Source organism: Neomelitea salexigens DSM 19753 (assembly GCF_000422345.1).
Classification (GTDB): domain Bacteria; phylum Pseudomonadota; class Gammaproteobacteria; order Pseudomonadales; family Spongiibacteraceae; genus Spongiibacter; species Spongiibacter marinus_A.
The window spans coordinates 12,683-39,376 of sequence record NZ_AULP01000009.1; the positions used below are offsets into that span (position 1 = coordinate 12,683).

General features: G+C 53.2%; 18 protein-coding genes. 8 read left to right on the forward strand and 10 right to left on the reverse strand.

All coding sequences use genetic code 11. From position 1 onward, the window contains the following. Nucleotides 1–57 precede the first annotated feature (57 nt). The 6 genes from H573_RS18150 to H573_RS18170 form a co-directional block, all read right to left on the reverse strand. A complete protein-coding gene (locus H573_RS18150) occupies nucleotides 58–972 on the reverse strand; it encodes a glycosyltransferase family 2 protein (protein WP_161624267.1) in 915 nt (304 codons plus the stop codon). Beyond that, nucleotides 969–2,066 carry a polysaccharide pyruvyl transferase family protein gene (locus H573_RS18155; RefSeq protein ID WP_051171289.1) on the reverse strand — a complete coding sequence of 366 codons (1,098 nt, stop codon included), beginning with the start codon at nucleotides 2,064–2,066 and terminating at the stop codon, nucleotides 969–971. Before H573_RS18155 ends, H573_RS18150 begins: the two co-directional genes overlap by 4 nt. Continuing rightward, nucleotides 2,053–3,354 carry an O-antigen ligase family protein gene (locus tag H573_RS18160; protein ID WP_051171290.1) on the reverse strand — a complete coding sequence of 434 codons (1,302 nt, stop codon included), beginning with the start codon at nucleotides 3,352–3,354 and terminating at the stop codon, nucleotides 2,053–2,055. The genes H573_RS18155 and H573_RS18160 overlap by 14 nt, the downstream gene beginning before the upstream one ends. Continuing rightward, nucleotides 3,294–4,700, reverse strand: a complete 1,407-nt coding sequence (locus H573_RS18165) for a GumC family protein (protein ID WP_051171291.1) — start codon at nucleotides 4,698–4,700, stop codon at nucleotides 3,294–3,296. The genes H573_RS18160 and H573_RS18165 overlap by 61 nt, the downstream gene beginning before the upstream one ends. Before the next feature lie 17 nt (nucleotides 4,701–4,717). Beyond that, nucleotides 4,718–5,980 (reverse strand): polysaccharide biosynthesis/export family protein, encoded by a 1,263-nt coding sequence (locus H573_RS0112955; protein ID WP_161624268.1) that lies wholly within the window; start codon nucleotides 5,978–5,980, stop codon nucleotides 4,718–4,720. A 303-nt stretch (nucleotides 5,981–6,283) separates the two neighbouring features. Beyond that, nucleotides 6,284–7,498, reverse strand: a complete 1,215-nt coding sequence (locus H573_RS18170) for a WecB/TagA/CpsF family glycosyltransferase (RefSeq protein WP_051171292.1) — start codon at nucleotides 7,496–7,498, stop codon at nucleotides 6,284–6,286. 257 nt (nucleotides 7,499–7,755) lie between these two features. Here H573_RS18170 and H573_RS19120 point away from each other — a divergent pair, with 257 nt between their 5' ends. Both H573_RS19120 and H573_RS18180 read left to right on the forward strand, forming a co-directional pair. Next, a complete protein-coding gene (locus H573_RS19120; RefSeq protein WP_051171293.1) occupies nucleotides 7,756–10,173 on the forward strand; it encodes an ATP-binding protein in 2,418 nt (805 codons plus the stop codon). A 159-nt stretch (nucleotides 10,174–10,332) separates the two neighbouring features. After that, entirely contained in the window at nucleotides 10,333–11,196 is an 864-nt protein-coding gene (locus tag H573_RS18180) for an EAL domain-containing protein (RefSeq protein ID WP_084498070.1), read from the forward strand. On the opposite strand, the gene H573_RS0112980 is transcribed toward H573_RS18180, so the two are convergent. Next, on the reverse strand, nucleotides 11,162–13,819 hold the full coding sequence (locus tag H573_RS0112980; protein WP_027874650.1) for an ATP-binding protein: 2,658 nt from the start codon (nucleotides 13,817–13,819) through the stop codon (nucleotides 11,162–11,164). The two genes, H573_RS18180 and H573_RS0112980, sit on opposite strands and share 35 nt — an antisense overlap. 296 nt (nucleotides 13,820–14,115) lie before the next feature. On the opposite strand from H573_RS0112980, the gene H573_RS0112985 reads away from it, so the two are divergent. Then, entirely contained in the window at nucleotides 14,116–14,859 is a 744-nt protein-coding gene (locus H573_RS0112985; RefSeq protein WP_027874651.1) for a response regulator, read from the forward strand. After that, the gene (locus tag H573_RS0112990; RefSeq protein ID WP_027874652.1) at nucleotides 14,852–16,315 is read left to right on the forward strand and encodes a sigma-54-dependent transcriptional regulator; all 1,464 of its coding nucleotides are present in this window, start codon (nucleotides 14,852–14,854) and stop codon (nucleotides 16,313–16,315) included. The genes H573_RS0112985 and H573_RS0112990 overlap by 8 nt, the downstream gene beginning before the upstream one ends. Nucleotides 16,316–16,347: 32 nt before the next feature. On the opposite strand, the gene H573_RS0112995 is transcribed toward H573_RS0112990, so the two are convergent. The 3 genes from H573_RS0112995 to H573_RS0113005 all read right to left on the reverse strand — a co-directional run bounded on the left by H573_RS0112995 (nucleotide 16,348) and on the right by H573_RS0113005 (nucleotide 20,843). Beyond that, nucleotides 16,348–17,589 (reverse strand): acetyl-CoA acetyltransferase, encoded by a 1,242-nt coding sequence (locus H573_RS0112995; protein WP_027874653.1) that lies wholly within the window; start codon nucleotides 17,587–17,589, stop codon nucleotides 16,348–16,350. A 5-nt stretch (nucleotides 17,590–17,594) separates the two neighbouring features. After that, nucleotides 17,595–19,298 carry an AMP-binding protein gene (locus H573_RS0113000; RefSeq protein ID WP_027874654.1) on the reverse strand — a complete coding sequence of 568 codons (1,704 nt, stop codon included), beginning with the start codon at nucleotides 19,296–19,298 and terminating at the stop codon, nucleotides 17,595–17,597. Between the two features lie 72 nt (nucleotides 19,299–19,370). Continuing rightward, on the reverse strand, nucleotides 19,371–20,843 hold the full coding sequence (locus H573_RS0113005) for a carotenoid oxygenase family protein (RefSeq protein ID WP_027874655.1): 1,473 nt from the start codon (nucleotides 20,841–20,843) through the stop codon (nucleotides 19,371–19,373). Nucleotides 20,844–20,984: 141 nt separating this feature from the next. Between H573_RS0113005 and H573_RS0113010 the strand changes: the two genes are divergently transcribed. The 4 genes from H573_RS0113010 (at nucleotide 20,985) to H573_RS0113025 (ending at nucleotide 26,459) form a co-directional block, all read left to right on the forward strand. Continuing rightward, nucleotides 20,985–21,959, forward strand: coding sequence for a winged helix-turn-helix transcriptional regulator (locus tag H573_RS0113010; protein WP_027874656.1), 975 nt, complete (start codon nucleotides 20,985–20,987; stop codon nucleotides 21,957–21,959). Next, nucleotides 21,956–22,933 carry an SMP-30/gluconolactonase/LRE family protein gene (locus H573_RS0113015; RefSeq protein ID WP_027874657.1) on the forward strand — a complete coding sequence of 326 codons (978 nt, stop codon included), beginning with the start codon at nucleotides 21,956–21,958 and terminating at the stop codon, nucleotides 22,931–22,933. The genes H573_RS0113010 and H573_RS0113015 overlap by 4 nt, the downstream gene beginning before the upstream one ends. A gap of 360 nt (nucleotides 22,934–23,293) precedes the next feature. Further along, a complete protein-coding gene (locus tag H573_RS0113020; protein WP_027874658.1) occupies nucleotides 23,294–24,178 on the forward strand; it encodes a DUF1295 domain-containing protein in 885 nt (294 codons plus the stop codon). A 22-nt stretch (nucleotides 24,179–24,200) separates the two neighbouring features. After that, on the forward strand, nucleotides 24,201–26,459 hold the full coding sequence (locus tag H573_RS0113025) for a TonB-dependent receptor (RefSeq protein WP_205618942.1): 2,259 nt from the start codon (nucleotides 24,201–24,203) through the stop codon (nucleotides 26,457–26,459). The last annotated feature ends 235 nt before the right edge of the window (nucleotides 26,460–26,694 follow it).

Here is a 26,694-nt window from a genome sequence, read left to right on the forward strand (position 1 = left end):
TTCGCATCCTTCGAATGTAATTCACTGTGTTTGCGCTTTTTTCCTTCGTAGCCCGCCTTAACTTTTCGAACTCATACGTAGTTTCAGTCGCCACTTAAGCAACCTTTTGGGGAGCATCCAGCACCGTTGGTCTGCCAGTAATTGACGTGCGGCATCTCGATTGTCGGCGAGAATATTGAGTTGCGCGAGGTGGAGTAAATGATTGGCGGTCAGGCGTAACATGTCTCGCCGGCGCGGATCGTCGCTATATTTGCTGTGCTGAAACAGCCTTTGACTAAAGGGGCACTCCGTACTCGGAATATTTGCTACGCAGGCGCGGTTTTCCGCATCTTGCAAGTAGTAGCAATACACTTCATGCGAGTAGGCCATGGGGTAGTGGTAGGCAATGCGTATCCAAAGGTCTTGATCTTCGCCGATAGGTTCGCCTTCAGGAAAGCCGCCACACTGCTCTAATATCTTGCGGGGAATACAGCAGCTCGATGGCATTATAGGGAGCTCGCCGCGACTGGCGACTGCGAAAAAGTCGTAGAGGCAGTGGCGTTGTTTGCGTTGCTTGCGATTAAAGCGGGGTTTAACCGGTTTCTTTTCACCATCGGCGAATTGGTGGGCATAGCCGCAGGAGTAGGCGCCAGCCTCGGGGAAGCGCTTGATCAACTGGCGGATCTCACTGAGAAAAGCGGGATGCCAGAGGTCGTCCCCATCTAGGAAGCAGAGATAATGGCCCTTCGCTTCGCGGATTCCTGTATTTCTAGCTTTCGAGACACCGCCATTGGCCTGTGTAACTAAACGTATTTGTGAAGCCTGTTGTTGCAAGTGCTCGACAACTTCTGGGCCGTTATCTTTAGAGCCATCATCGACAACAATAATTTCGAAGTCCTGCTCATCCTGGGCCAACACCGACTGGATTGTGTCGGCGATATGGCTAGCTTTGTTGTAAAGCGGGATCACTACGGAGAATAGGCATTGATTCACGGCAGTGGTCTCCAGTTTTTCTGGGCCTTATTACAGGCGTCCTGCACGCTGAGCGATGGCGGTGAATAATCTCCTTGCCAAATGTTTGCAAGGGCAGTCTGCAAGACGTCGTTATCGATGTTGCCGCTGTCGGCCGTGTTGCTTGAGAGCTGGCCGATGTCCCGACACCAGTTGTGACATTTGGGGTGGTAATTCAAATTAAAACACGGTGTTCCCGTAAGGAAGGCAAAGATCGCCGCGTGCAGACGCATGGCGACAATGCCGCGTAGTTTGCTAATTTCATGTACGGCGGCGTAGGGGTTGGGGTTATAGGGGATGATTTTCACTGGCAAGCCGCTGAGCATGGCGGCGAGCTCGGTGTGAACGGCGTTGTCACCAATATCGGGATGACCGTTGAAGTCGATGAGGCGGATTTCAGCGCCGCTTTGCTGGTGGTGTTCGCGCAGCACCTGCGCAAGTTGTTTGAGCCGACGAGTTTCGAGATCGGCACGACCCTGAAAACGCTCTACCGGGCACAGCGCGACACCGATGGCGTTGTCAGTTGCGCTGGAGAGAGCGCCTTGGAATGGCTGGTCGAAACGTAGGCCAGGCGCGAGGTCGAACGTAAGCGCAATATTGGCCTGTGGGGCGATACACTGGGCAATTTCAAAGCTATCTCGATCTCGTAGGCCGGTGAAGTGGCATTCATTAAGAAATTTGGCGCAGGCTTTTTCAGCCGCACTGTCGACAAACGGCCCCAGGCCAACGCCGGCTGCGATATGGCGGCGCGAGTTTGCCAGTTTGAGGTAGTGTCGTTTTTGCTGGATATCTTTAGCGGTATGGAATACCGAGCCGCCTCCAATAATGATATGACGGCTTCGCAAAGCGCCTAGGTATTTCAGCAGACGGTCCTGCCCCTTAAAGCGTTGCTCGTTACTTTGAACCCCTTGGATCTCTTGGATCTTTCCGGTGGCGCTGTCTTTGGCCGCGGTAGCGCCGATATTACTTGCGCTGAATAGCTGCTTTGCCCCGGCAGCGGCGGCAGCCATGAGCATATCGTCGCCGGTATTTTGCATTCCATAAAAACCGACGAGCAGAGCATCAAAATTTTTCATACTGGTTGGGATCCACTGTTTTAGCGATAGTGTCAGACCGGAACGCGATACCGATTAATACCAGCGCGGGCCAAAAAAGGTAGGCGAGGATTTCTAGGTTCTCGCCAAAACTAAACATAAAAAGAATTAAGATGCAGCATAGTGCAGCCTGTGAAGTTGCGCAGCGCTGCGCCTTGCCAATAAGCAATACAAAGGTAACTAACATGGGGATCGCCAGCGCGAAAAATCCGACGATGCCTTTAACAAAGAGCAAACCGTACCAGCTGTGGTGGGAGCCGATAGGCATGTACTCCACTAAGTGTGGGCCGCGCTCTACAACGCCGTGTCCCCAGATTGGCGCTTCGTCGCGCCAGCGCTGTAAAGCAATACGCGCCAGCGCCGCGCGGACGCGGCTAGAGCCAGCGCGGGCGGCTTTGAACTCTTCGATCGATGATTCCGCGAATGCCATGAGTTGCGTTGCGATCACGGCCATACCGGCGAGGCCGACGCCGCCAGTTAACCAGAGCGCAGGTGAATTGAGTCGTGAGATGAAAAATACGGCCGGGGAGACGAACAGCATGGCAACCAAGCCGGCCCGAGATTGGCACATCAGTACCATGGCAATGCTTCCCACGATACCAATCCAGCGCCAGCGAATATTTTTTTCTTTCAACGCGAATACAAGGTAAAAATTGGCGAGCAGCCCAGCTGCAGGTGCCCAGGGCGTGAAAAATCGCCATCGTGGACCGAGAGATTCGGGGTTAATGCCGTACAGCTGAAATTCGAAGAACTCGGGCCCAGGGCCGCCTATTGCCTTTAACGGCGAGATGTAAATCGTGCCGGGGATTGGCGTGTAGGCCGCGATAACAAACAACGGGATAAGAAGTAGCGTGTGTAAGCAAATCACGCAGCAGGCGCGGTATATCAGCTCTGGTCGTATCGGTAAGGTAGCTCCGATAAGAATAAATACGGCCAGTAAAGCCCAGCCTTTTGCCCAGCCTATGGTTGATTTAATCGTCGCCGGTATGCCGAGATAAAAGTCGAAGTGGCCGAATACCAGCGCGACTTCCATCACTAACATCCCCGCAATCCATAGGATGACGACCGGGTGGGGCTCTGTTTGAATGCTGCGCGCACGCATCGGTGCGGGGAGCCACAAGTTGTAGGCCCAATAGCCAAGTAGCAGCCACCCCAGAACGGGGGCAACAATATACACGGCGCCGAGCACGTAGAATGGGTAGGTCAGTATTAGAGCGTACCAAATCCACTTTTCGATAATATTGTTTGGAGTAATTGCTTGCGCTTCCATAGCAGGAATAATCCGAAAAAGGCCATGCCACTGCCCATTACGCCGCCGACAACAGCGAGCACTTTGTTGGGAGAAGCTGGCTTGCTGGGCAGCGATGGCGCTGCGAGTACTTGAACCAGTGGATAAGAAGCAAAAATATCGGCTTTGCTCGTGTCTATCTGGGTAACAGCGGAAGTATAGACGGCCTCGGCAATCTCGTAGTTGCGTTCGAGCTCTTCCAGTGTTGCCGCTTCTTCAGCAAAGCGCTTGAGGCTTACGCCGTGCTGAGTAATGGCGCCATCGAGCTGCTTAATTTTGCCAACCAGACCTTCGATTTTTGCAAACGACATTAACAAGTCCTGGAATAAACCGGCGTTTTCTCCAGATTCATTTAAGCTTATTAATTTAATGGTGTTCATGTCGCTATGTCCGACGAGTGTAAAGCTACGCTGCTGTAGGGCCTTGAGTGTACTTTCCTGTTTGGCGTTTTCTTTAATCACAGAAGGGTGGCCTTCCCCCCACTTGCTGCGAAATACAGCGAGTGTTGTGGTGGCCGTCTGATAATTGGCAAGATGGTCGCGGAACTGTTGGTCAGCATTGAGAATGAAGGCGCTGGCGGCGAGTTGCGGGGTAATGCCGAGGTTGCGCGCTAGTTGGGCGACGTAGCCACTCACTTGATCCCTTTCGGCCAGAGCGCTCACGCGGTTTTCCTTTATCCGCTCCAAGCGCATGCTCAATTCTTCATACTGTCGGCCCGATACATATTCAGATGTTTGTTTGTGATCGATTAGCGCTTGCTGTGCCTCGTCCAAGCGTTGTTGATATACCGACAAGGCTTGGGCGATACCCTCTTCACGGCGCTTAAGTTCATCTTTTCGGAGCTCGGCAATTCGCTCGTTGAAAGCGTCTACGAGCGCCTTCGATTTGTCCTGTGCAGCAGAGGGGCTGCCACCTTTTACGGCCACTTGAATGATTGCGGTTTCGTCGACGAGCTTGATGACCGGTTTGCCAAAGTCTGCGTAGTCTATCTCCAGATCTTTTGCAGCAGTACCAATGACGGTGTCACTGAGCAACATCTCTTTATAATTGACGCGGGGGTTTATGCCCTTCGTGCCAAAGGGCGAAGCACTACTGGTGCTGGCCTCGCCAATGCTCTGCAGGTTGACTTTAGCGCCGCCCGATTTGCCGGGCAGAACAAAGGCAAACTTACTGACGTACTGCGGTGCCGACAGTAGATAGAGCACCACCATTCCCCAGATAGCGAGCATCGCAAGCACGCCGATAACGATGTAGCGCGTCCATCGCGGGCGGTCGACTGTGCGCTTATAGGGTACGGGAGCGCGATGTGGGTCGATGGTCGGTGACATTGCTTATAAGTCTCCGCTTAGCGCAATATTGAAAAAGGTGACGCAATTTCTACCACCGCACGAGCGATGTCGCGGATATTATTCAAAGTAGAGTCATAGCAGCTTACGGTGTCATTAGGCAATAGGTAGGGGTTGAGGCCAGGTGCGTCGGGGTTTCTTAGTAGCTCTTCGATATTGCGTTCAATGACTTCCGACTGTCCCGTAAGCGGATTTTTGCCGACTAAAACGACATACCGCGAGGAGTTGGTCATCCGTGTACCGCCAGTACAGTTGCCCGATACAACCGCCTCCAGCAGTCGCGTGCCGTAGGGCATACTGCTGGCATATTTGCCCACCGCAGCTGCGGCATTGTTACGGGCTGTGTCAGTTAGGTTTGAAATGAACACACGAACCCCTTTGGGCGTGATTTGAGTAGGGCGAATTAGTTGTGACTGAAGGCAGCCAGCGCTGGGCACGATGATTTGATCACCAGCGATTAGCGGCACATCCTGACTTTGGTGGCCAGAGAAAATCCCTGCTAGGTTAATTTCCTGCTGCCAGCCATCGCGCACTAAAATCACTTTGTCTACGCGAGCATCGGGCCTTACGCCCGCCGCTGCTCTCAGCGCCTCGCTAAGGAAGCGTTTGGTGGGGTAGTCGCCGGTGATGCGGGTTTTATTTTCATCGGTTTGCTGCGGTAATAAGTCGTTAATTAACACTCGCCCGGGCTGGAACACCGCTCCTGACACGGTAACCATTACCGGTGCCCACTGCATGGGGCGTACGCTTAGGCGCAGGGTGTGTGCCAGAAAGATTTGTTTTTCTATCAACTGAAGGCTCAAACGGGTTTCCACTTCTTCAGTATCCAGTCCGACCACTGTGATCGGCGGCAAGTAGGGCAGTTCAATACTGCCATCGTGGTTCACCACATATTCACCGCTGAACTCCTCACCTTCGTGGATGCGAATTTCTACTTTGTCGCCTGGTGATAACGGCAATAAACGACGGCTTTGGGTCAAAGTGCTGCGCGGGCTACCTGGGGTGCGGAATGAACTGGGTAGCTGAGTATTTGGGGTGATGAAGCTTTGGTCCCCTGCAAAGTGTGTGGCGTTCGCCTCACAGCGGTCAGTGAGCCGGCGGCTGTGTTCATCGGTCACAATGTGAGCGGGGTCCTGATTGTCGAAAGAGTGCACTGACTGATGCCGTCCAGCGGGATTGCCTGCGCAGCCGCTCACGCCGATGGCAATTAGTGAAGCGATGAGCAGTTTTGTCGTTGCTGTCCATGTCTGTTGGTGTTTCATTGTCTGCATCCTTTGGCGCTGTGCACATGAGTAATTGCCGTGGAACTTGCAGACTTTGTGCCAAACCTAATGGCTTAGTTAAAGTCATTAAAAACAATGGCTTAGGATGTTCTGGTTGATTGAGGGGAAATTGCAGAATGCCTTTTCTAAATTGGTTTGCAAAATGCAAGGCAAGTTGAATGGTGAGGCGCAAGCTGTCATGGCGCTGTGCATCTTGCGCCGTACTGGTAAGGCATGAGCGGGGCGGTTAAGCTCTTACTTATTGCTGTATTGTTCGCCCGCCCCGCCAGTAATACATTTTTCTTATGCTACCGAGCCAGTGTTTCTTTGCAGCCTCAGTAAAAACAGGGGATTGCCGATAACGTAACGTTTCCACATGCGGCTGGGCTCTTCTTTCAACCGCCATACCCATTCCATGCCTAACTCGCGCAACCACAAGGGTGCCCTTGACACCTTTTCTGCATAGAAGTCGAACAGTCCGCCAACAGCCATCGCGACAGGAATGGTAATTTTGTCGCGATGCGCCGCGAGCCATTGCTCTTGAATCGGTTGACCTAGGCCTACGAGCAACACATCGGCGCCACTGTTGTTGATCTCGGCAATGAGAGCATCACAGTCATCCTTGTCGAAGAAGCCGTGATGACAGCCGGCTGAGATTAATTGAGGGACGCGCTTTTGGATATTCTTCATCGCCTTGTCTGCAATACCAGGTTCGCCGCCGAGCATGAATAGACGCTGATTCTTTCTCGCCATTTGTTCGCAGAGGAGCGGCAGCAGATCCGTGCCATTAATATTGCCTTTGCGATGTATACCGCTGCGGCGGCATGCGATCTCTATGCCGCTGCCGTCCGGCAACAAATAATCGGCGTTGTTCAGTGTGCGTCGGTAAGTCGCATCGTTATAGGCTTGATTGAGTGTATGCGCATTGGCAAAGAAATAGCTTGTGCCAGCGTCATTGAAAATGTCGCGAGCAATGGTAGCCAGGGTTTTGTCCATGCTGAAGTTGTCGATACGAACGCCGAAGACGTTAAAGGCGTCGCAGTCGCGCAGTGGCGTTTCATTGCGATACATTGTCGCGGCAGCCAGGCTTCGGAAGAAGATCGCGAGACGCTGACCTAAGCTGCAGTTTTCCGCGAATTCCGCATTGCACTGTTGTTCATCGATAAAATCCAGGCCGGAGATGCGGCGTAACTCGTAGAGTGAGAACAGCCCCGGTTGGTAAAAGGGGGCGTCTGTGCCAGCACGACTGGCCGCCGAGCGTGGGCGTGTGCCGACAAGATCAATGTCGCCAGTCACCACATTCCACAGCATGGGGGCGCGCGACCAGGTATTGCGTTCGCTCAGGGTGATGACATCGGTGGTGCCACCATTTGCGCGATATATTGTTTCTCGTTTGATAAAGGGTTTTTTGGCGATGCGCTGTTTAACAGCGTGCGCGGCAAGTAGTGGACTGATAAAAACAAGGCTAAGCGCGGCAATGAATCGCTCAGTTATCGCGATAATGGTTTGTTTTTTCATAACGGTACCCTCGATATTAATGTCAGCGCAACGGCTGCTGCGGGGGGTATCGCAAGCTCTGTGCCATGGGGTTTAATTTCTTAACACGTTGATATTTAACAAAAATAAATTTTTACTAACTTGTTGACCGCAATGCGCTTTGCAATATGCCAAGCATGCTGCATTGCGTTTCCTGTTCTGGCTTGAGTTGACCTGGTCGCTAGATAGCTGTGTTAATACGGGAGGCGTCGATAGCAGGGAAAACGTTGAAGAAGGTGATGATTAATTCCGCTAAGCAAGATTGGTTGCGCAAATTGAGTTCTCGCCTGGGGGCCAGCATTGGCGCCCTGCTTATTGGCACCGCGGTCTTGGTGGGAGGAGTTGTGTTGGAAAGCGAGCACGCGCAGACAGTGCGCTCCACCGAGGTAGCAAAAATGCTGCGGGAGGTGTCGGTACTGAGAGCGAGGGTTGAATCTGCACTTAACGCTAAACTTTATTTGGTCCAAAGCCTTAACGCCTTGGTTCATGCCGAGCCGGAAATCAACGACGTAACATTTCAGCAGTTTGCAGAGGAGCTGGGCCAGAATATCCGTTCGATACGTAGCCTGCAGTTAGCTCCAAAAGGGATCGTAAGATATGTGTGGCCCGTGGAAACCAACAGCAAGGCAATTGGTCACGACCTCCTTGCTGACCCGCGTCGCAAAACAGCGGCAGAGCTGGCGATATCTACTAAAAGTATCTGGCTTGCGGGGCCGTTTGAGCTGATTCAAGGAGGGCAGGCGCTGGCTGGCCGTTTGCCGATTTTTGTTGCTGAAGATACGGAACAGCGCGAATTCTGGGGCTTTGGGACGATTCTCCTCGATATAGAGGAGCTGATCGAAGAGGTCGGGTTGGATGACTTTGCGCGTCAACATGACGTCGCCATACGGGGAGCGGACGCGCTGGGGGAAGTCGGTGCGACGTTCTATGGTGGTGCTGATCTATTCAGCAGCGATGCCATTCTCAGTGAGATCAAGCTACCGGCCGGCAGTTGGCAGATCGCGAGTATGCCACGCAACGGCTGGTCAACGACATGGCCAACGAAAGCACGTGACCGTTTGCTCTGGATGGTAGCGGCTGGCGTACTATCGGCCTTCGTCTATTGGCTGATGCGTTTGCCTAATAGTTTGCGAATGGCAGTGCAGCGTGCGGTAGCGGCGCTGGGGGCCAGTGAATCTCGCTTTCGTGATGCAATTGAAGCGCTGCCCGATGGCTTTGCTATTTACGATGCTGAGGGAGTGTTAGTGGTTGTCAACGAGCGCCTGCGCGAGCAGTTTTCAGCGGTCAGCTCAACAGTGGGCGTCGGCAGTACTTATGAGGACTTGCTAAGAACGGGCGTCGAGCTTGGTCAGTATAAGTTTAATAACAAAGAAGAGGTCCAGCACTTTGTAGAGCGCCAACTGGCACGCCGAAGCCAAGGGGTGTCCTACACTGAAAGGCAGCTGTCTGACGGTCGCTGGCTATTCGTGACAGAAAGTACGATGAGTGACGGTGGGCTGGTTGTTTTTTATAGAGACGTTACCGAGTTAAAGCAAAAAGAACTGCAACTCATCGAAGAGAAAATCGGCGCTGAGGCCGCCAATAGAGCAAAGAATGAATTCCTCGCAACGATCAGTCATGAGTTGCGAACGCCGCTTAATGCTATTCTCGGGTTGTTAGAGTTGCTCGGCGACGAGGATGGCTTAACTGCCCAGCAATGCAGCTTTATCGACACCGCCAATAACTCAGCGAAGCAGTTGCTAAACATCCTGAATGAAATTCTCGATATCAGCAAAATGGAGGCTGGCAAGCTCGAGCTTACTGAAGAGCCTTTTAATCTTGTTGACACGCTCGATGCGGCGGCGCGGGTAATGAAGGCCAATGCGCAAGCCAAGTCACTAAGATTGAGCGTTGAGCTTGCTCCTGCTTTGGCCGTGCCCTTATTGGGCGACGCGGGTCGCGTGCGCCAGGTAGTACTCAATCTATTGGGCAATGCGATTAAGTTCAGTAACGAGGGCGAGATAGCACTGCGAGCGCGCAGTATTAAAGAGACTGAGGCGTCGATGACGGTGGTGATCGAGGTCAGTGACCAGGGGATCGGTTTTGACAGCGAGCAGGCCGATAGCTTATTTGAACCGTTTTCCCAGCTCGATAACCGTTCCATACGTCCCCATGGCGGCACGGGGCTGGGGTTGGCGATTTGCCGCCGAATAATAGAGAAAATGGGCGGGGAGATTAGTGCGAACAGTCAGCTTGGCACGGGATCCTGTTTTACTATCGTATTGACGCTGTCAAAGCCTGATACACGCCCATCGGAACCCGCGCTCAACGTGCTGCTGCTAGAGCCCAGTCTTGCCGGGCGAGCGATCTGTGAAGCCATGTTGAATGATAACCAGGTTGAGTTGCAAAGTGTGAGTAACCGAGCCGAGTTGGACACGGCATTGGCCCAAACATATTTTGACGTGGTGCTTTTTGATTGTCCTTCTGTGCACGAAGGGCGCGAAACGCTGGAGGCTATTGTCAGTCGGCACGCCAGTGCGCGGGCAGTGGCTTTGTGTGATGGTGTGAGCGCCATGCCTGAGGGGGCGCATGGCTGGTTGAAAAAGCCTGTAGATAAACGTCGGCTTTATCATCTCTTGGAGGAATGTCGAAAAACTTTGCTGCAATTACATAGCTAATTTGCTTCGCAATTTGCATATGCTTTTGATGTGCTGGTCATTCCGATCGCAATGGCTATTTAAAAATACATAATAATCAGTATCTTACGATTTCTTCGAGTTGGCCCATGCTTTGCTGTATTCCAGGCAAATGAGGGCTGCTTTTACTCGGAGAGATTTATGTTAACGCCACACTGCACCAATGACGCATGCCAACCGGACGCCGATGCACCGTATCAGAATGCCGGCGCTATCCCAGATTTTTTAGATGAGGTGATCAATGACGCGCTGGCTGGCGACCATTTTAGAATGGTTTATCAGCCTCAATTCTCCATGACGAGTGGTAAGTTGATGGGCTTTGAAGCATTGATTCGCTGCCAGTCGCCCAAATTTGGCGTTATCTCGCCGGCAGAATTTATTCCCCATGCTGAAGAGAATGGCAGCATAGTGGAAATTGGTAATTGGACGTTCCAGCAAGCGTTGAGCGACCTCGCGCAAATGCGTAACAAGGGCATGGATTGTTATATGTCAGTTAACTTGTCGCCAGCTCAGTTTGGTGAGGGCGATGTGTTCGAAAGAATCATGTTGATGTTAGTTGAGTTGGACTTGCCCGCTTCTGTTTTGAAGCTTGAACTGACGGAAACCGCATTGATTCGCAATGCAAAAATGGCCATGCGCACCTTTCAAGCTTTTCAGCGAGAGGGCGCGCAAATATGGCTAGACGATTTTGGTACGGGTTTCGCTTCGCTGAACCTGCTGCGCGAATTTAATATTGACGGGCTAAAAATTGACCGCGGTTTTATTGAGGGTTTGCATCGCAGCGATGACGACTTCACGCTGTGCTCTGCGATTATTGCTATGGCGCAGCGCCTGGGTCTTTTCATCGTCGCCGAAGGTATCGAGAACGAAGAGCAAATGGCGATCCTCGGGCAATTGGGTTGCGATAGCGCTCAAGGTTTCTTACTTGGCCGTCCTGTGAGCTTGGACGAAACTTTGCAGACGTTTGCTTCTAACCTGGCGACAGGGTCGACAGGTAGATACTGATCGCGGCACGTGTCCCCTCGATGTAGGCGTTGCTTTTCTGGTGCAGCGCCTTGAGTTGATCTTGATCCAACAGGTCGCAGGCCGTTTCAAGCTGCTGGCAAAAACTCTGCAGTTGTGTGGCGCCGCAATATCCTGCACTACTTTTGCTTGAATGCGCAGCTTCACGAAGCTGGGCGATGGTGGCATTGCTATAGTCTAGTGAAGAAAGCTGGTCAGATAATTTATCAATCTCTTCGATGATCATGGCCATGATGGTGACCACTGCGTCGGGAGACGTGTCATCCACAAGCTGCTGGATAATGCCGGCGTCAAGCACTTCATCAGGCTGGCTTGTGCTGTTATTGAGCGCTTGACTGTCCGTTGCTTGGCCCGAGTTCAGCCACTTATCCAAACTAAGCAGTAGGCCCTGGCGGTCGACAGGCTTGGCAATAAAGTCGTTCATGCCCGCGTCTAAGCAGCGAGCGATATCACTGGCAAACGCATTTGCCGTCATCGCGATAATAGGAATATTTGCGGTATCGCTATCGAGCGCCCTAATGCGTTTGCAGGCCTCTATACCATCGAGCTCAGGCATTCGCAGGTCCATTAGTATCAAGCTGTAATTGCCGGTTTCCGCCGCTTCCACGGCAAGTAAGCCATTGTCAACGATATCGAGTTGATAGCCAGCGCGCTCTAGCATGGTTTTAGCAACCAATTGGTTTGCCTGATTATCTTCGGCGAGCAACAGCTTGTGTCTCTTTTCGGGGGAGCTTGTTGCTGGGAGTGGCTCACCTTGCGCCGGTGCTGAATTGGGCGACATATTTTTTATTCGCCCTGCCGCCAGTGTAGAGGGCTTGAGCGGGCGGTGGAGAACGTTGGGGAACCCCGCTGACGATGCTCCGAGTACGCTGTCAGTAGAGAAGGCTGGCGCGTAAATAATGACTTTGTCGGGGTCTATTCCTTTTACGGCACATTTGCGAGCGATGACACTGGGTGCCGAACTCGTTTGGCTAATATCGATAATATAGAGTCCCGCTTCGCCGAAATCGCTAATATCTGAAACGCACTGACAATCGTGTTGCCATAGGGCGGCTTGCTTCGTGATGGCATTTTTAAAAGATGGGTTGCTAGTGGCGACAGCAATGGAACAGTCCAACTTTGGTGAGCTGCTTGCAGGCAGAGCTTCTGTTTTAAAGGGCATAACGATACGAAATAGAGAACCCTGGCCAGGCTGACTTGTAAGATGGATATAACCGCCAAGTTGCTCGATAAGCTTCTTGCAGATAGCGAGCCCGAGTCCGGTGCCGCCGTAGTCGGTGGTGTCGCTGCTGTCCACTTGACTGAACTCTTGGAACAATTGGTGTTGCTTGTCTTCGGCGATTCCAATTCCGGTGTCACTCACTTCGAAAATAATGTCTGCGTGGTTTTCGGTGGCAGAGATTTCGCCGACAACAACGCTTAGGCAAACGCCGCCGTCGTGAGTAAACTTAACGGCATTATCCAGCAGGTTGGTTAAAATTCGGCGCAAAAAACTAATGTCACTTTGGACGGCACTGGGAAGGTTCGGATCCAGCACTACGGCAATATCGATATTTTTATTACCGGCTCTCACGGTGATCACATCGGCAACCTGCTCGCAGAGGTCCGCAAGTGTAATCGCCGTGAAATTTGCTTTGAACTCTCCGGCCTCAATCTTTGAGAAGTCGAGTATGTCATCAATGATGCCGAGTAAGCCCGCACCCGCGCTCATCGAGGTTTCAACCAGAGACTGTTGCTCCGGATTAATGCTTGAGTCTAACAGCAAGTCCATGCAGCCCAGTACGGCGTTCATCGGCGAGCGTATTTCGTGACTCATGTGTGCCAAAAAACGAGTTTTTGCTAAGTTACTGGCTTCTGCAATCTCCCTCGCTTTTTTCAATGATGCCTCGTGAGCGCGGCGCTCGGTGATATCCCGAATGGTAGCTGTAAAGTAGGTTTGCCCATCTATCGGCTGGGTGGGAACCACTGTTAGCTCGCAGGGAAAAATACTTTCATCGCGGCGCATGGCCTGAACTTCTACGCGGGTATTGAGCACGGGGCCGGTCAATGTTTCATGAAAATTCCGCATGCCGTCGTGGTGAGCTTGACGAAGTGCCGGCGGGATAATGATATCAGCGACATTCTTTCCGAGCACTTCATGGCGTTGGTAGCCAAAAAGTTTTTCCGCAGATTCTCCGAACTCGCAGATCAGGCTGTTTCCATCGATGGTGATGATTGCATCTAAGCTTGATTCGTAAAGGGAGCGCGAAATAACTTCTAAGCGTTGGTTTTTTTCGTACAGCTCACTCAAGCCGATGCTGTCTTTATAAAAAAGTAGTCTACGTGTATCTGGGATACTGCCAGCCGATGTGGTTACCACAACGAACTGGTCGTCGATATTCAGGAAGATGGTCGCCGGCTTTTCGTCGTGTTTACCGTGGGTGGAGTTTGTAACGTGCTCCGGAATATTTGGGAGTATATCGCGCAGGTATCGACCTTCCTGTTCCGCATTGAGCTCCTTGAAATCGTGGGTATTCAGCACAGTAAGCGCTGTTATAAGCCCGCTGGGGTCAAGAATAATTTCACAGAAGGCCTCGATGCCGGCGAGCTGTCGATCCTGAGTCATACACAATTTCCTCACTGCAGTAACTATTCAGTATTTTCTATGCTCGCCGTAAGGTCAACGACTTCGCTTTTTAAGCCATCGCGCGACGGAATGGCAGGATGACTTTCAATTTGATTTGCAATATGCAAATACTGGTCTACTCTTTGGCTATGGCAGGTAGCTAACACGGTCGTATATTCCTAATAGACTGAATTATATAGCTTTATTTTTGTCCGCTCGTTTTGGTTTGTATTTTGCTAACTAACTTGTCGTCCTATTAACTCAATGCTGATGTTATCTTTTCTATGGGGAGTGGTATGACGGTTCAAGAATCTTCAAAACGAGATACGGTTTTGCTTGCCGACGATAGCCTTCCCGGCTTGTTGACCGTGAAAGCCATGTTGACGAAATTGGGTTACCAAGTGAGTACGGTAGCAAATGGCGGGGAGGCGCTGCAGCTCGCAAGCCAACAGGCGTTTGACATTATTTTACTTGATGAACACATGCCAGTCCTACGAGGCTCCGAAGTGGTACGCCAAATTCGGCAAACCCGCGGCCCAAATGCTTCCACGCGGGTGGTTGCACTGAGTGGTGAAGCATCCGCTAGCGCATTGAGTAACATGCGCGAATCTGGGTTTGATGACTGTATTGAAAAGCCAGTTATAGCCTCTCAGTTAGAAAACCTTATGCGAGGTGATACCGGCGAGCCTGCGTCACCCACGTATTCGTCAGCGCTTGAACAGCTCTACGTGGACTTGGGAGAGGAGTCTGCCTCTCGATTACTCGGGCTATTTGTCCAAGAGCTGGCTCAGTTACGGGATCGATTACTCACGGCGCGTGACCGCGGAGATGAAACAGAAATACTGGCTGTAGCGCATATTCTCAAGAACTCGGCTGCGATGTACGGAGCAGCTTCGCTTGCCGAGCTTGCTCTAAGAATCAACGACGAGGGTGCACGCGGTGATGTGTCGCAAGCTGCGCCGCTAATAGAACTTTGTGATAAGGCGGCAGAAGCTGCACGGACTCGGCTGCTGCCGAAAGAGGAAAGTGATCATGAGTGAGACGCAAGAGCTGGTCTATGTGGTTGAGGACAGTTTGTCCAGTGGTGCTTTGTACTGCGGTTATTTGGAAAATGCCGGTTACCGCACGCGCCACTTCGTCGATGGCCATAGCGCGATGCTGGGGGTGAAAGAAGAGCGACCAGATATCATGGTGCAGGATGTGAGTCTGCCCGATGTCAGTGGTTTGGAGGTAATGCGCTTTGCTAAAGAGCGCGCGCCCAACTTACCCGTGATCGTGGTGACCGCTAACAGCTCAATTGATGTCGCCGTCGATGCAATGCGCCTAGGTGGTTTTGACTTCATTGAGAAGCCGTTCTCTAAAGACCGATTGATTACCTCGCTACATGCTGCCAGTGAGCAGCTGGCCGCTGACCGTACGCAAGACAATGACTCTACCCAGCCTGTAGCGCAGGCCGACGAGCGAACGTCGCCCAAGACAGCTGGGCAGCCTGTGGAGTCTCACTTTGTCGGTGAATCTGCGGCAATGAAAACGGTATTCCGTTTGCTTAACAGCGCTGCGCGTAGCAAAGCCAGTGTTTTTGTTACGGGGGAGAGCGGCACGGGTAAAGAGGTCTGTGCACAGTCTTTACACGATGCAAGCGCCAGGGCTAATGGCCCGTTTGTGGCAATAAACTGTGCGGCTATTCCGGCAGAGCTGTTTGAGTCAGAAATTTTTGGCCATGAAAAAGGCGCCTTTAGCGGGGCTGTAAGTCAGCGCTTGGGGGCAGCAGAACAGGCGAATGGTGGCACGCTCTTTCTCGATGAAATCTGCGAGATGGATCTGAGTTTACAGGCAAAATTATTGCGTTTTTTGCAGACGGGCACTTTTACCCGGGTCGGCGGCAATAAACTTCTTAGCAGCGATATTCGCATTGTGTGCGCAACGAATCGGGACCCGGCCAAAGAAGTGGGGGAAGGTCGCTTTCGCGAAGACTTGTTTTATCGCCTGAACGTGATTCCGGTGCAATTACCGCCACTGCGCAATCGCGGCAGCGATGTATTGCTGCTTGCCAAACATTTTTTACAGGAAAAGAGCCGGCAAAACGGCAAAAGCTTTTCCGGCTTTACTGCCGACGCGGAAGCACTTATTAATCAGTATGACTGGCCCGGAAATATTCGCGAGCTGCAAAACGTTATTGAGAATATTGTGGTTATCAATGATGCCGAGGAGATTGATCGAGGCATGTTGGCGGCGTTGACCACCGATGGGCAGCCTCCGATCGGCCGCCCAGCCAGTCCGCTCAGTAAAACACGTAGCGCGGGGGAGCAGAAAAACCCTGTGACCAGCCTTAACGGCGCAGAGGGCATACGCCCCTTATGGCTGGTAGAAAAAGAGGCGATCGAGTCCGCGATAGAGCAGTGCGAAGGAAATATCCCCTTGGCGGCCGCGTGCTTGGGCGTTAGTGCCTCAACGATATACCGAAAAATAAAGGGCTGGGAAGTGGGCGAGGTGTGACCGCCATTGTTGTGGCGGTGCGGCGATAGTGGTTAAGGCGTATCCCGACCGATAATAAGGCTGGCGCAGGTGGTTGCGCTGCCGCCGAGGTTGAAGGTCATGATATTTTTGGCGCCCGCTATTTGGTAGCCGCCAGCAGTCTGACGAACCTGTTTGCTGGCGTCCAAAGCCATGCGTACGCCGGTGGCTCCAACGGGGTGCCCGAGGCCAATTAAACCGCCACTCATGTTAACCGGCAGTTTGCCGCCGGGCGCGATATCGCCATTTTCAATGGCTTTCCAGGCTTCCCCCGGTGAATATAGGCCGCAGTGGTCGATAATCATATATTCGGTGATGCTAAAGCAATCGTGCACTTCCAGGCCGTCGACGTCATTGATATGCGTCATGCCCGCCCTTTGTAGGGTTTGGGAGAACAATTGCTGTATATGCGGGAAGATGGCCGGTTGCCCAGCGCTCATGCGCAGTTTTTCGGCGAAGCCGATAGGGGCATTGATGTGACCCCAGCCCTTGATATAGGGCAGCGATTCCAGGGCGATACCGCGCTGCGTGGCATAGTCCTTTGCGCGCTGTTCGCTGGCCAGAAACACCACGGCCGCCCCGTCGGTAATTTGTCCGCAGTCCTGGCGACGAATGTTGCCACTGATCCTTGGGTTAGCGGTGTCGTCGTCACTGAAGCTATCGGGGCCAAACTGCCAGTTTCGGCTTTGGGCATTGGGGTTGAGTTTGGCGTTGTCAAAATTTTGCTGGGCAATGGCGTAGAGGTGCTGTTTATCCAGGCCGTATCTCTGCTGGTATTCATCAATCATATTGTCAAAGGCGCAGGGCCACACATAGGGTGTGTCTTGCCATTCCTGACTCGCCCAGGCCGCTGGTCGCAGATTGTTGGCGGCGTCGTCCCCGGGCACATTGCGCATGACTTCGATGCCGACTACGCAGGCTACGTCGTAGCGCTCAGCCTGTAGGTCTGCCATTGCCGCGAGCAGCGCCATAGAGCCGGAGGCGCAGGCCGCCTCGTGGCTGGAGGCGGGCAGGGTTGCCATGGCAGGATCGACATGGCCGAAGAAGCCGCCCAGTTGAGACTGGCCGGTAAACAGCGATGAGACAAAGTTGCCTACGTGACCCACCTCTACGTCGGCTGGGTCGAGCGCGCAGGCATCGAGCCCCTGCCGAACCGTATCGATAAAAAGCGATGCGATATCACCGCCACTGCGGTAGAGGTTGTTGGCAAAATCACTTTGCGTCCCCCCTAAAATGTATACCCGTGGACGGCTCATGAACGTTAGACCTCTTCCGTTTCTTTACGCAGTTCCTTGCGCAGAACTTTACCCACTGGCGTCATGGGCAGCTCGTCGCGGAACTCGATGTACTTAGGGATTTTGTAGGCGGTTAGCTGCTCCCGACAATAGCTCAGCAGGGTTTCTTTCGTCAGCGTTGGGTCAGTGGGCACCACAAACAATTTGACGGCCTCGCCGGTTTTTTCGTCTTTCACTCCAATGGCCGCAGCCAGTTCCACTTGAGGGTGCTCGAGTACAACGTTCTCGATTTCATTGGGGAAGACGTTAAAGCCCGATACCAGCACCATGTCCTTGAGGCGGTCGACGATGCGCACAATGCCCTGCTCGTCGATGGTGGCGACATCGCCAGTGTGGAACCAGCCGTCTTCATCGATGACCTCGGCGGTGGCGTCGGGGCGTTGCCAATAGCCTTGCATGACTTGTGGGCCTTTCACGCACAGCTCTCCCGGTTCGCCCAGAGCTGTTTCCTTGCCGTCGCTGTCGACGGTTTTCAGGGCGGTATTGGGTACGGGTAGCCCCACTGATTCAGGGTTAATGAAGGCGCCTGCGCCACTGGCGCTAACCACGGGCGAGCACTCTGTCAGGCCATAGCCTTCCCCAATGTTGCAGCCGGTGAGTTCGCGCCAACGGCTGGCCGTGTCGGGAACCAGCGCCGTGCCACCTGAGTTCGTGGCCTTCAGCCCGCTGAAGTCGAGCTTGCGGAACTCGGGGTGTTTGAGCAGCGAAACAAAAAGCGTGTTGAGGCCGATGAAGACGTTGATTTTCCAGGGTTTGAGCGCGCGCACAAAGGTGTTTGCGTCGCGTGGGTTAGCGATAAGAATATTGTGCTGACCATTATATGCCGCTGACATTAGGTGCATGGAGAACGCATAGATATGGTACAGCGGCAGCGGCGCAACGATGTTCTCGCTTTTGGTTTTATCAAACAGCGGCTGCCCGTGTTCGTTGTGCTGCTCCAGAATGCCATTTATTTGCATCATATTGGCCACCAAATTTCCGTGGCTGAGCATTGCACCTTTTGCTGCGCCGGTCGTACCACCGGTGTATTGCAACATGGCCAAGTCGTCGCGCTTGGGTGAAACGGACTGGCGTGCTGGCGCTTTTTTGCCTTGTGCTAATACGTCGCGCAGCTGCAGTTGTTGTGGCAGGTGGTAGCTTGGCACCATCTTCTTCACGTGCTTGGCAACAAAGTTGAAAAGCAGGCGTTTACCGGTGGGCAACAGGTCACCGAGATTGGTGACAATCACCGTTTCAATGTCGGTGTCGGCGATGACTTCTGCGACGCTGTCACCAAATGTGCTCATGAAGATCAGCGCCTTGGCGCCCGAGTCTTTAAATTGATGACGCATTTCCCTGGCGGTATAGAGCGGGTTGGTATTCACCACCACCAAGCCAGCGCGCAGCGCACCGTAAATCACCACGGGGTACTGCAACAGGTTGGCCATTTGGATGGCAATGCGGTCGCCGGGTTTAAGGTTGGTGTTGTGCTGAAGATAGCGGCAGAAAGCGTCGCTAAGTTGATCAATTTCGGCGTAACTCAATGTGTGATTGATGCCCGTAAAAGCAGGGCGCTGGGCGTGTTCGGCAAAGGCCTGCTCAATGATTTCCAGCACATTATTGTAGGCTTCAGTATCTACGGTATTTGGAATACCTGGCGCGCGGAGGCCGTCCCAGAAAGCTGCGTCCATATGTTCCCCACTTTTTATTGTTGGTTGTTATGGCCGCTTGTCGGCGGCACGAACGTCAAGACTACCAGCGCTTCATGAATTTTGGTACGTGCGAATACTCTGGCCGTCGGCCCAAGTCGCGTGGGTACCGCTGCTAATGCGGTGGGGGAGAATAATTCGGCAAACGGGGCCCGCCTCAATGTCTTTGGCGTCGATCAACACGCACTCAGATCGGTCGGCTTTCATGTCGGTGATAAAGCTAACCAGGTAGCCATCGTCCTCGTCTCTGGCATTTACCCGTGGCGCGAACGGTGCTTCGCTACCGTAACGTTGTTCGCCAAAGGGCAGCTCCCAACTGTCGCCGGTTTCCAGGTCGTGTTTGACTATGCCGGAAAATAGAAACATGCCGGGTTCGTTCCATACGGAGTAGAGGTAGCGGGATTTGATGCCGGCATAGCGCTGGTTGAAGGTTCCGAATTCCAGGGCGCGCTCGTCCAGATGTTGCTCGTTGACCTCGCCGGTTTTCAGGTTGAAACGCCAGCGATGCAGCCGTGTTTTTAGCGAGCACAGGTCGATGTTGGCCATCATTTTACCCGCAGCGGGCGGTAGGCCCGGCAGCGGTGCTGGGTCGGGGTCATCCTGAAAGTAGCCGTCCAAAATAATTTCATCGCCATCTTCGTAGGCGTTCATCCAGTGCAGCACATAGGTGGGCGACGCTTCAAACCAAATGGCGTCTTCGTCAGTGCCATAGCGCGGCAAAATAGCAAAGCGCGTGGGTAACTCGGGGTGGTACTCCGCGTGATATTTGCCTTGCTCTAGCAGCGCGGGGTTCCAGAACATCGGCAGGTCGACCAGGATGGAATAGTTCTCTGTGAACGCCATGTCGTGCGGGAGGCGCGGCCCCGGTGTTGGCACCGGTGTGTAGTGCACCAGCTTGTTGTTGCTGTCTACCACGCCGTAATGTTGGTAGGGCGGATAGGTGGAGTAGTTGAAAAACAGCATTTCGCCACTGCGCTCGTCCACTTTCGGGTGGGCAGAGATGCCGTCCAGTGGTGTCCATCGCTCTGCACCGTGCTGTTCCAGGGTGAAAGGGTCGAGGCGGTAGCCGTCGCCGCATTGCCAGAAGGTGGACAGCACTTGACCGGCATGAACCACAACATCCGTCGATGAGGCATCTTTTAGATAGCCCTGCGCACCCCAGCCTGGGCGTTTGGATTTCTTCGGATTATTGGCGATGCCCGCCCAAATGGCCTCGCCAGCCTCTTGTTCAGCCTCAAAGCCTTTGGTGCGAACAAAGCGATTTCTGTACTCAGCTTTCCCGTCTTTAAACACCATCGCGTGCAGCATGCCGTCGCCGTCAAAGGGGTGATAGTGGCCGATAGCTTCGTGGACGGGGTTCTCGGTATTTCGAATATAGACGCCGTCGATATCGCTGGGAATGGTGCCAATCACCTCGAGGTCGGTGGCTGTGAGCTCGTCAAAGTTGGGTGTCCAGGCACCGTTGAGGTAGGGGTGTAGGCTCGGTTTGAGCGTGTGTTTGACGGTGTTTTTATAGCTTATCGTCACGGCGGTATTCCTTGTTGGGCGTGCCAAATCAATCGATATAGTGAGTTGCATTATGATACTGAATTTTGTGCTGTCAATGTTTTCGACTGTTGCGGCGGTGGCTTTGGTCCTATACTGCTGCTTCTCAGGTATAGAGAATCTATGAATATCAACCACTTAGTTGTTAACAGCAGTATTGCGCAAGGTTTGGATGTGATCGGCGACCGCTGGTCGTTGTTGATCTTGCGCGATGCTTTTTTGGGGCGCCAACGGTTTGAAGAGTTTCGGCGTCACACCGGGGCCAGCCGGGCGACCCTGAGTCGCCGGCTCAATGCCCTTGTCGCAGAGGGCGTGCTGCAAAAGCATGCCTACGGCGAAGGCTCCAGCCGCTTCGAATACCGCCTCAGCGAGAAGGGCCGAGCGTTGTTTTCCGCTTCACTATTGGCATGGCAATGGGAGTTGGAGTGGGGCGGGGCCGCCTATCGTGATGCCCTGCCTTACACATTGCTGCATACGCATTGCGGGCAGCCAATGCACCCGGTTGCCGTATGTGGACACTGCCATGCGCCGATAACCCTGGGCTCAATGGCTTTGCCCTCCGTGGCGCGAGATACCGAGCAACAAATCGCTGCAATTAAGTCGCTGAGCGGTCAGCGACGTGTGCGGGTTTCTCAGTCTACCGGTGAAGAAGATCTGGCCATGGCGGGGATTAGTGATCTGATTGGCGACCGCTGGACGCTGCTTATTCTCATTTGTGCGTTTTTCGGCACGCGGCGCTACGACGGATTTTTGAAGCAGCTGGGTATTGCATCGAACATATTAACGGACCGCCTCAACCTGTTGTCTGCGGTGAATGTGTTTGAGCGCAAAAGCTATCAGACCAATCCGCCGCGCTACGAGTACCACCTAAGCAAAAAAGGCTTGTCGTTGTATCCAATCATCATTGCCTTGCGACAGTGGGCGGTGGACTGGCGGCCACAGGGCGAGGTTCTGGCGCTAACGCACAAACCCTGTGGGCAGGCACTGAAAATTGATGTGCAGTGCGGCAGTTGTGAGATGCTTGCCAAGCAACAGGATGTGCAATTTGCTGCCAGCAGCCCCGCTGCGCAAGAAACGGAAGGGGAGCTGCCCGCATGAAAAACGCAATCTTGCTGCTAAGTTTGCTAATGATCACCGCCTGTAATGACAGTAGCACTGGCGGTGGCAGTGCAAACACTTCTTTCACGCCGAGCTGTGTCGCGGAGGAATGTCGCAGCAAGCAGCGTATATTGGAGATCCCCGGCGCGGAGAATGTGTTTTTTACCGACAGTGGCCGTTTATTTGTCACGGGTAACGCCAATATCTATGAAGTGGTAAAAGAGTCTGGTGAGTTTCGCGCGCTGCCTCGTTCGGTGGGTACAGCCGGTGGCAGTGGTTTTGGTGGTATGGCCCAGCGTGGCGACACGCTCTATGTCAACGTATTCGACGACGGCGGATTGTGGGCTGCGCGGCTTACCGAAACCCCTGAGTTTTCTCTTATCCATCCGCTCGGTCTGACTATGCCCAATGGCTTGGCTGCCGGGCCGAGCGGGGAGCTGTATGTTGTTAACGGGCCGGTTGAACTGGGTTTGACGCTGCCTGACCCCAAGGTGGTTAGGGTTCGATTTTCCGCCAGTGATGCCATGCAGGTTGTTGAGCAGAGCGACTGGCTCTCGCTAACAGGCTATCAACCCAATGGTATTGCGAGTGTCGGGCGCAGTTTGTTTATTACGGCAAGCCGACTACTGCCGCCAACACTCGGTGTGCTACTGCGGGTAGACATTGCCGCCGATGGCTCCGCCGGAGAGCCAGAAGAGCTTTTTCAGTTCACTAGTATTCCCGACGATTTGAGTGTCGCAGGCGATGCACTCTTACTCAGCTTGTTCAGTGAGGGCGCTATCGCACTGGTTAGTCAGGACGGCGAATTGCTTAGTCGCAGCGAGCCTCTCAGCTTTGATAGCCCCAGTCAGTTACGCCTGGGTCGCCCACCGCTTTTTGAGCCGACAGACATTCTCGTCAGTGAGAAAGGCTTACTGATTCCCAATCCCTTTCCCTACGGCAATGCGCTTTCTCTCTACCGGCTTATTCCCTAGGCGGGACTCATCCATTTTATAGCCGCATACGTACAATTGGTCGCGTTGATGCAGCTAATGCGCATCAATTGCACGTCGTGACTTACTTGCATTTACCGGTTCGCTGGCAAATGATGTATGAGCCTTGATTCAGTAATAATGGCGAAAAATAAAAGTCGAGGTATCAGGAAAATTGGCCGCTCGGTGTGCGCCTAAGCACACTGTTAAGCAGATCAATATCACTTTGAACCGCGGCGTTTCGGCAGCGTCATTTGGCAGCCGAATCACTGCCTGAAGCAGGCGATTTAATTGCTCATCACAGAAGAATGTAAGTAATTGAAGCCTGTTGCGCAGCCGGTGGATAGCTGAAGGAGATGCTCCATGAAAAAGAAACTAATTGCACTGGCAGTGATCCTGGTGTCGGTGCTAATTGCCGTGGCAATCGCTCTTGCTGGCGGTGATGGTGGCCTCGAGGTTGCCGGTTTTCCGTTGATGTTGGCCTGTGCGGGGTTGGCGTTTTTAGTGCAGTGGCTGATTTTTGTTCCATCGTATATTTTCCAAACCGAGCACTACTACGACCTTACCGGCAGTCTTACCTACCTTGCTGTGATTACGCTTGCGCTGCTGGCGTCGTCGACCTCATTGGCAGAGGCCGCTCCCCGATCGATACTGCTCAGTGCAATGGTATTCATTTGGGCATTGCGCCTCGGGCCTTTCTTATTTCGCCGGGTAAAACGTGCGGGAAAAGATGGCCGCTTCGACGAAATTAAACCTATTTGGTCTCGCTTTTTGGTTACCTGGACGCTGCAGGGGCTCTGGGTGTTTGTCACTCTTGCGGCAGCCCTCGCGGCGATAACCAGCTCGCGAGCGCCTGACATCGATGTCTGGGCGATTGCTGGTGGTTTGGTGTGGCTGGCCGGCTTGTCGATAGAAGCCATCGCCGACGCGCAGAAAACCCGTTTTAACCAGCAAACAGAGAACGCCGGCAAATTCATAAATATGGGCCTGTGGCGGTGGTCGCGTCATCCCAATTACTTCGGTGAGATTGTGCTCTGGCTGGGTGTGGCGATTGTGGCTATTCCCAGTCTGCAAGGCTGGCAGTGGGTGACGATGATATCGCCGCTGTTTGTGGTGGTGCTGCTCACGCGGATTAGCGGCGTGCCGCTGCTTGAGAAACGCGCTGACGATAAGTGGGGTGGTCAAGTGGACTACGAAGAATATAAAGCCAATACGCCGGTATTGGTTATGCGCCCGCCAGCGCGATAAGACTGAGGCCAGTGGATAAATGATGAAGAAGCGATTGCTTGCTAGTGTATTTTGTCTGTTGAGCACAGACTTGATGGCGCGCTCACCGGTGCTCGAAGAGATCGTCATTACCGCGCAAAAACGTGAAGAAAGTCTCCAAGAGGTGCCCATATCGGTGGTGGCGATGTCGGCGGAAATGATGGCGGATGCCAATATTGGCAATATGGAAGACATCTCCAACTTCACGCCTAATCTCAGCGTTTTTAGTCATGCGCCTTTTACCAGCCTGCAGGTGCGGGGCTTGGGCTCGCCCTTTGATAAAGGCTTTGAACAATCGGCTGGCCTGTTTTTGGATGGTGTCTACCTCGGTCGCCTGGCGTTTCTTGATGCGGCCTTTCTCGATGTGGCTTCAGTGGAAATTCTGCGAGGCCCTCAGGGCACACTATTTGGTAAGAACACTATCTCGGGTGCTATCAGTATTCGCTCTAACCAGCCCAGTCAGGAGTTGGAGTTCTCTGGTGAGCTGGTAACGGGCGAAGAAGACCTCGATAAGTACAGCGTAACCGCGAACATTCCTATTAACGATAGGCTGGCATTACGCGCCTCTGGTTTGATTAACCAGCGCGATGGCGCCGTGTACAACACCACCCTGGGTCGCGATGAAGGCAGTGTCGATGCGCGCATTGGTCGCCTGCAGCTGCGCTGGGATATTGCCGACTGGCTGGATGTTACCTTCGCAGCGGCCGATACCAATCAGGAATTTCGTCTCGGCAGTTTTCAGGTGCAGACCGCAACGCCCGAGCAGTTTCAGCTGATGCAGTTTTATGACCCGCGTGTTGAGCTCGACCCTTCCAATGAATTGAGCTCGCAGGACTACCCTGCTGAGACATACCAAAATGGCAATAAATACGATATCCGTTTCAACGCACAGCTGTGGGGGCATGAATTTGCCTGGATAAATTCGCTGACTACCATCGCAGAGGAATCCAATAGCGACTTGGATTTTTCACCCATTCCCCTACTGTATTTTTTGAACGCTGAGGATTATGAACAGCTGAGCAGCGAGCTGCGCATTGTTTCTCCGCTGGGCATGTTTGACGGCAAATTTGATTACGTGGCAGGTATTTACGCCGCCACCAGCGATACCCGTATTCGCGTGATTATCGATGCCGCGCCGAACCCTGAGGATTTGCTAACGGGGCTATCGGCAACCAGTGGACTGCTGGCGAGTCTCGACCCCATTTTGGCCTCAGTGATTGGCGGTGGTCCGGGAGAGAGGCTGTTGATTGACGGCTACCAGGAAAACCTCAGTACGGCGGCTTATGCGCAGGCAAGTTGGCATTTTTCGCCGGAGTGGACGTTAACTGGTGGTATTCGTGTATCGCGTGAAGAGAAGGACGTCGACCAACAGCTGCAAATGTTCACTGCCGGCACGGATCTCGATGGCCCCATCTTTACCCAGCTGGTAACCGCCGAGGAATATCGCCTTATCGATAAACGCGTCGATGAAGATGTTAGCCCCAAGTTGTCTCTCAGCTGGATTCCAGGTGACGATATTACGTTTTATGGCAGCGCGGCGGCGGGGTTTAAAAGTGGCGGCTACAGTGGTTCGGCGGTGCGCGCTGAAATAACCGAAGTAGAACCTGAGTCCTCGCTGACCTATGAGCTGGGTGCGAAAGCTCGTTTTTTCGGTGGTGCAGCCTCACTTAACTTCGCCACGTTTTACACGGAATTTGAAGACCTTCAACTTACTATTTTTGAAGGCAATGTTAGTCGTATCTCCAATGCAGCGGGGGCGATCTCCAAAGGTGCAGAGTTGGAGTCGGCCTTCGTGACGCCCTGGGGCATTTCAGGCAACCTCGCTGTTGCCTATCTTGATGCCAGTTTTACCGACTATGAAAATGGCCCCTGTCCCGCTGGTGAAGACACGCCCTGTGATCTAACCGGTCGACCGCTGGCGAATGCGCCGTTGTGGAAAGCAAACTTCAGTGTGAATTATTTTCATGACCTCGGTGAATGGCCGGTGAACGTACTGTTTGGTGTCGACGTGCTATATGAAGACGACAAGTACCTGCAGGCCGACCAGGATCCGATAGATTTTCAAAGCGAGTTTGGCACCTATAATCTGCGCCTGCGTGTCGCCGATGACGACGAGCAGTGGTCATTGCAGGCATTTTTGCGCAATGCCGGTGACAAACATGCGCTGGAAGGCAGCGGTGATATTCCAACACTTAGTGGCGCGCATTTTGGAAAGGCGATCGCGCCGCGTCAGCTAGATGTCAGCCTGAAATACCGGCTTTAATAACGGCGCCGCGGGGCGGCGCCGAATGGCTGAGTTAATCGCTGTTTCTGCGTTTTTCGCGCTTCTCGCGGCGTTTATCCTTCAGCGATTTTTGGGCGGTTTTTTTCGGCTTTTCTTTGGCCATGTTTACTCTCCCACGATCCAGCGCCATGCTGCGCCGCGTTGCGAGCGCTGCTGATCGCATTCATGTATGAATAAATAAGCGTGCGGCGCGATGAAAGCTCCATAGCGGGTT

What these genes read in the sequence shown, in the direction of transcription:
- H573_RS18155 (WP_051171289.1), bottom strand. Translation starts at nt 2,066, where the DNA reads ATGAAAAATTTTGATGCTCTGCTCGTCGGTTTTTATGGAATGCAAAAT.
- H573_RS18160 (WP_051171290.1), bottom strand. Translation starts at nt 3,354, where the DNA reads ATGGAAGCGCAAGCAATTACTCCAAACAATATTATCGAAAAGTGGATT.
- H573_RS18165 (WP_051171291.1), bottom strand. Translation starts at nt 4,700, where the DNA reads ATGTCACCGACCATCGACCCACATCGCGCTCCCGTACCCTATAAGCGC.
- H573_RS0112955 (WP_161624268.1), bottom strand. Translation starts at nt 5,980, where the DNA reads ATGAAACACCAACAGACATGGACAGCAACGACAAAACTGCTCATCGCT.
- H573_RS18170 (WP_051171292.1), bottom strand. Translation starts at nt 7,498, where the DNA reads ATGAAAAAACAAACCATTATCGCGATAACTGAGCGATTCATTGCCGCG.
- H573_RS19120 (WP_051171293.1), top strand. Translation starts at nt 7,756, where the DNA reads ATGATTAATTCCGCTAAGCAAGATTGGTTGCGCAAATTGAGTTCTCGC.
- H573_RS18180 (WP_084498070.1), top strand. Translation starts at nt 10,333, where the DNA reads ATGTTAACGCCACACTGCACCAATGACGCATGCCAACCGGACGCCGAT.
- H573_RS0112980 (WP_027874650.1), bottom strand. Translation starts at nt 13,819, where the DNA reads ATGACTCAGGATCGACAGCTCGCCGGCATCGAGGCCTTCTGTGAAATT.
- H573_RS0112985 (WP_027874651.1), top strand. Translation starts at nt 14,116, where the DNA reads ATGACGGTTCAAGAATCTTCAAAACGAGATACGGTTTTGCTTGCCGAC.
- H573_RS0112990 (WP_027874652.1), top strand. Translation starts at nt 14,852, where the DNA reads ATGAGTGAGACGCAAGAGCTGGTCTATGTGGTTGAGGACAGTTTGTCC.
- H573_RS0112995 (WP_027874653.1), bottom strand. Translation starts at nt 17,589, where the DNA reads ATGAGCCGTCCACGGGTATACATTTTAGGGGGGACGCAAAGTGATTTT.
- H573_RS0113000 (WP_027874654.1), bottom strand. Translation starts at nt 19,298, where the DNA reads ATGGACGCAGCTTTCTGGGACGGCCTCCGCGCGCCAGGTATTCCAAAT.
- H573_RS0113010 (WP_027874656.1), top strand. Translation starts at nt 20,985, where the DNA reads ATGAATATCAACCACTTAGTTGTTAACAGCAGTATTGCGCAAGGTTTG.
- H573_RS0113015 (WP_027874657.1), top strand. Translation starts at nt 21,956, where the DNA reads ATGAAAAACGCAATCTTGCTGCTAAGTTTGCTAATGATCACCGCCTGT.
- H573_RS0113020 (WP_027874658.1), top strand. Translation starts at nt 23,294, where the DNA reads ATGAAAAAGAAACTAATTGCACTGGCAGTGATCCTGGTGTCGGTGCTA.
- H573_RS0113025 (WP_205618942.1), top strand. Translation starts at nt 24,201, where the DNA reads ATGAAGAAGCGATTGCTTGCTAGTGTATTTTGTCTGTTGAGCACAGAC.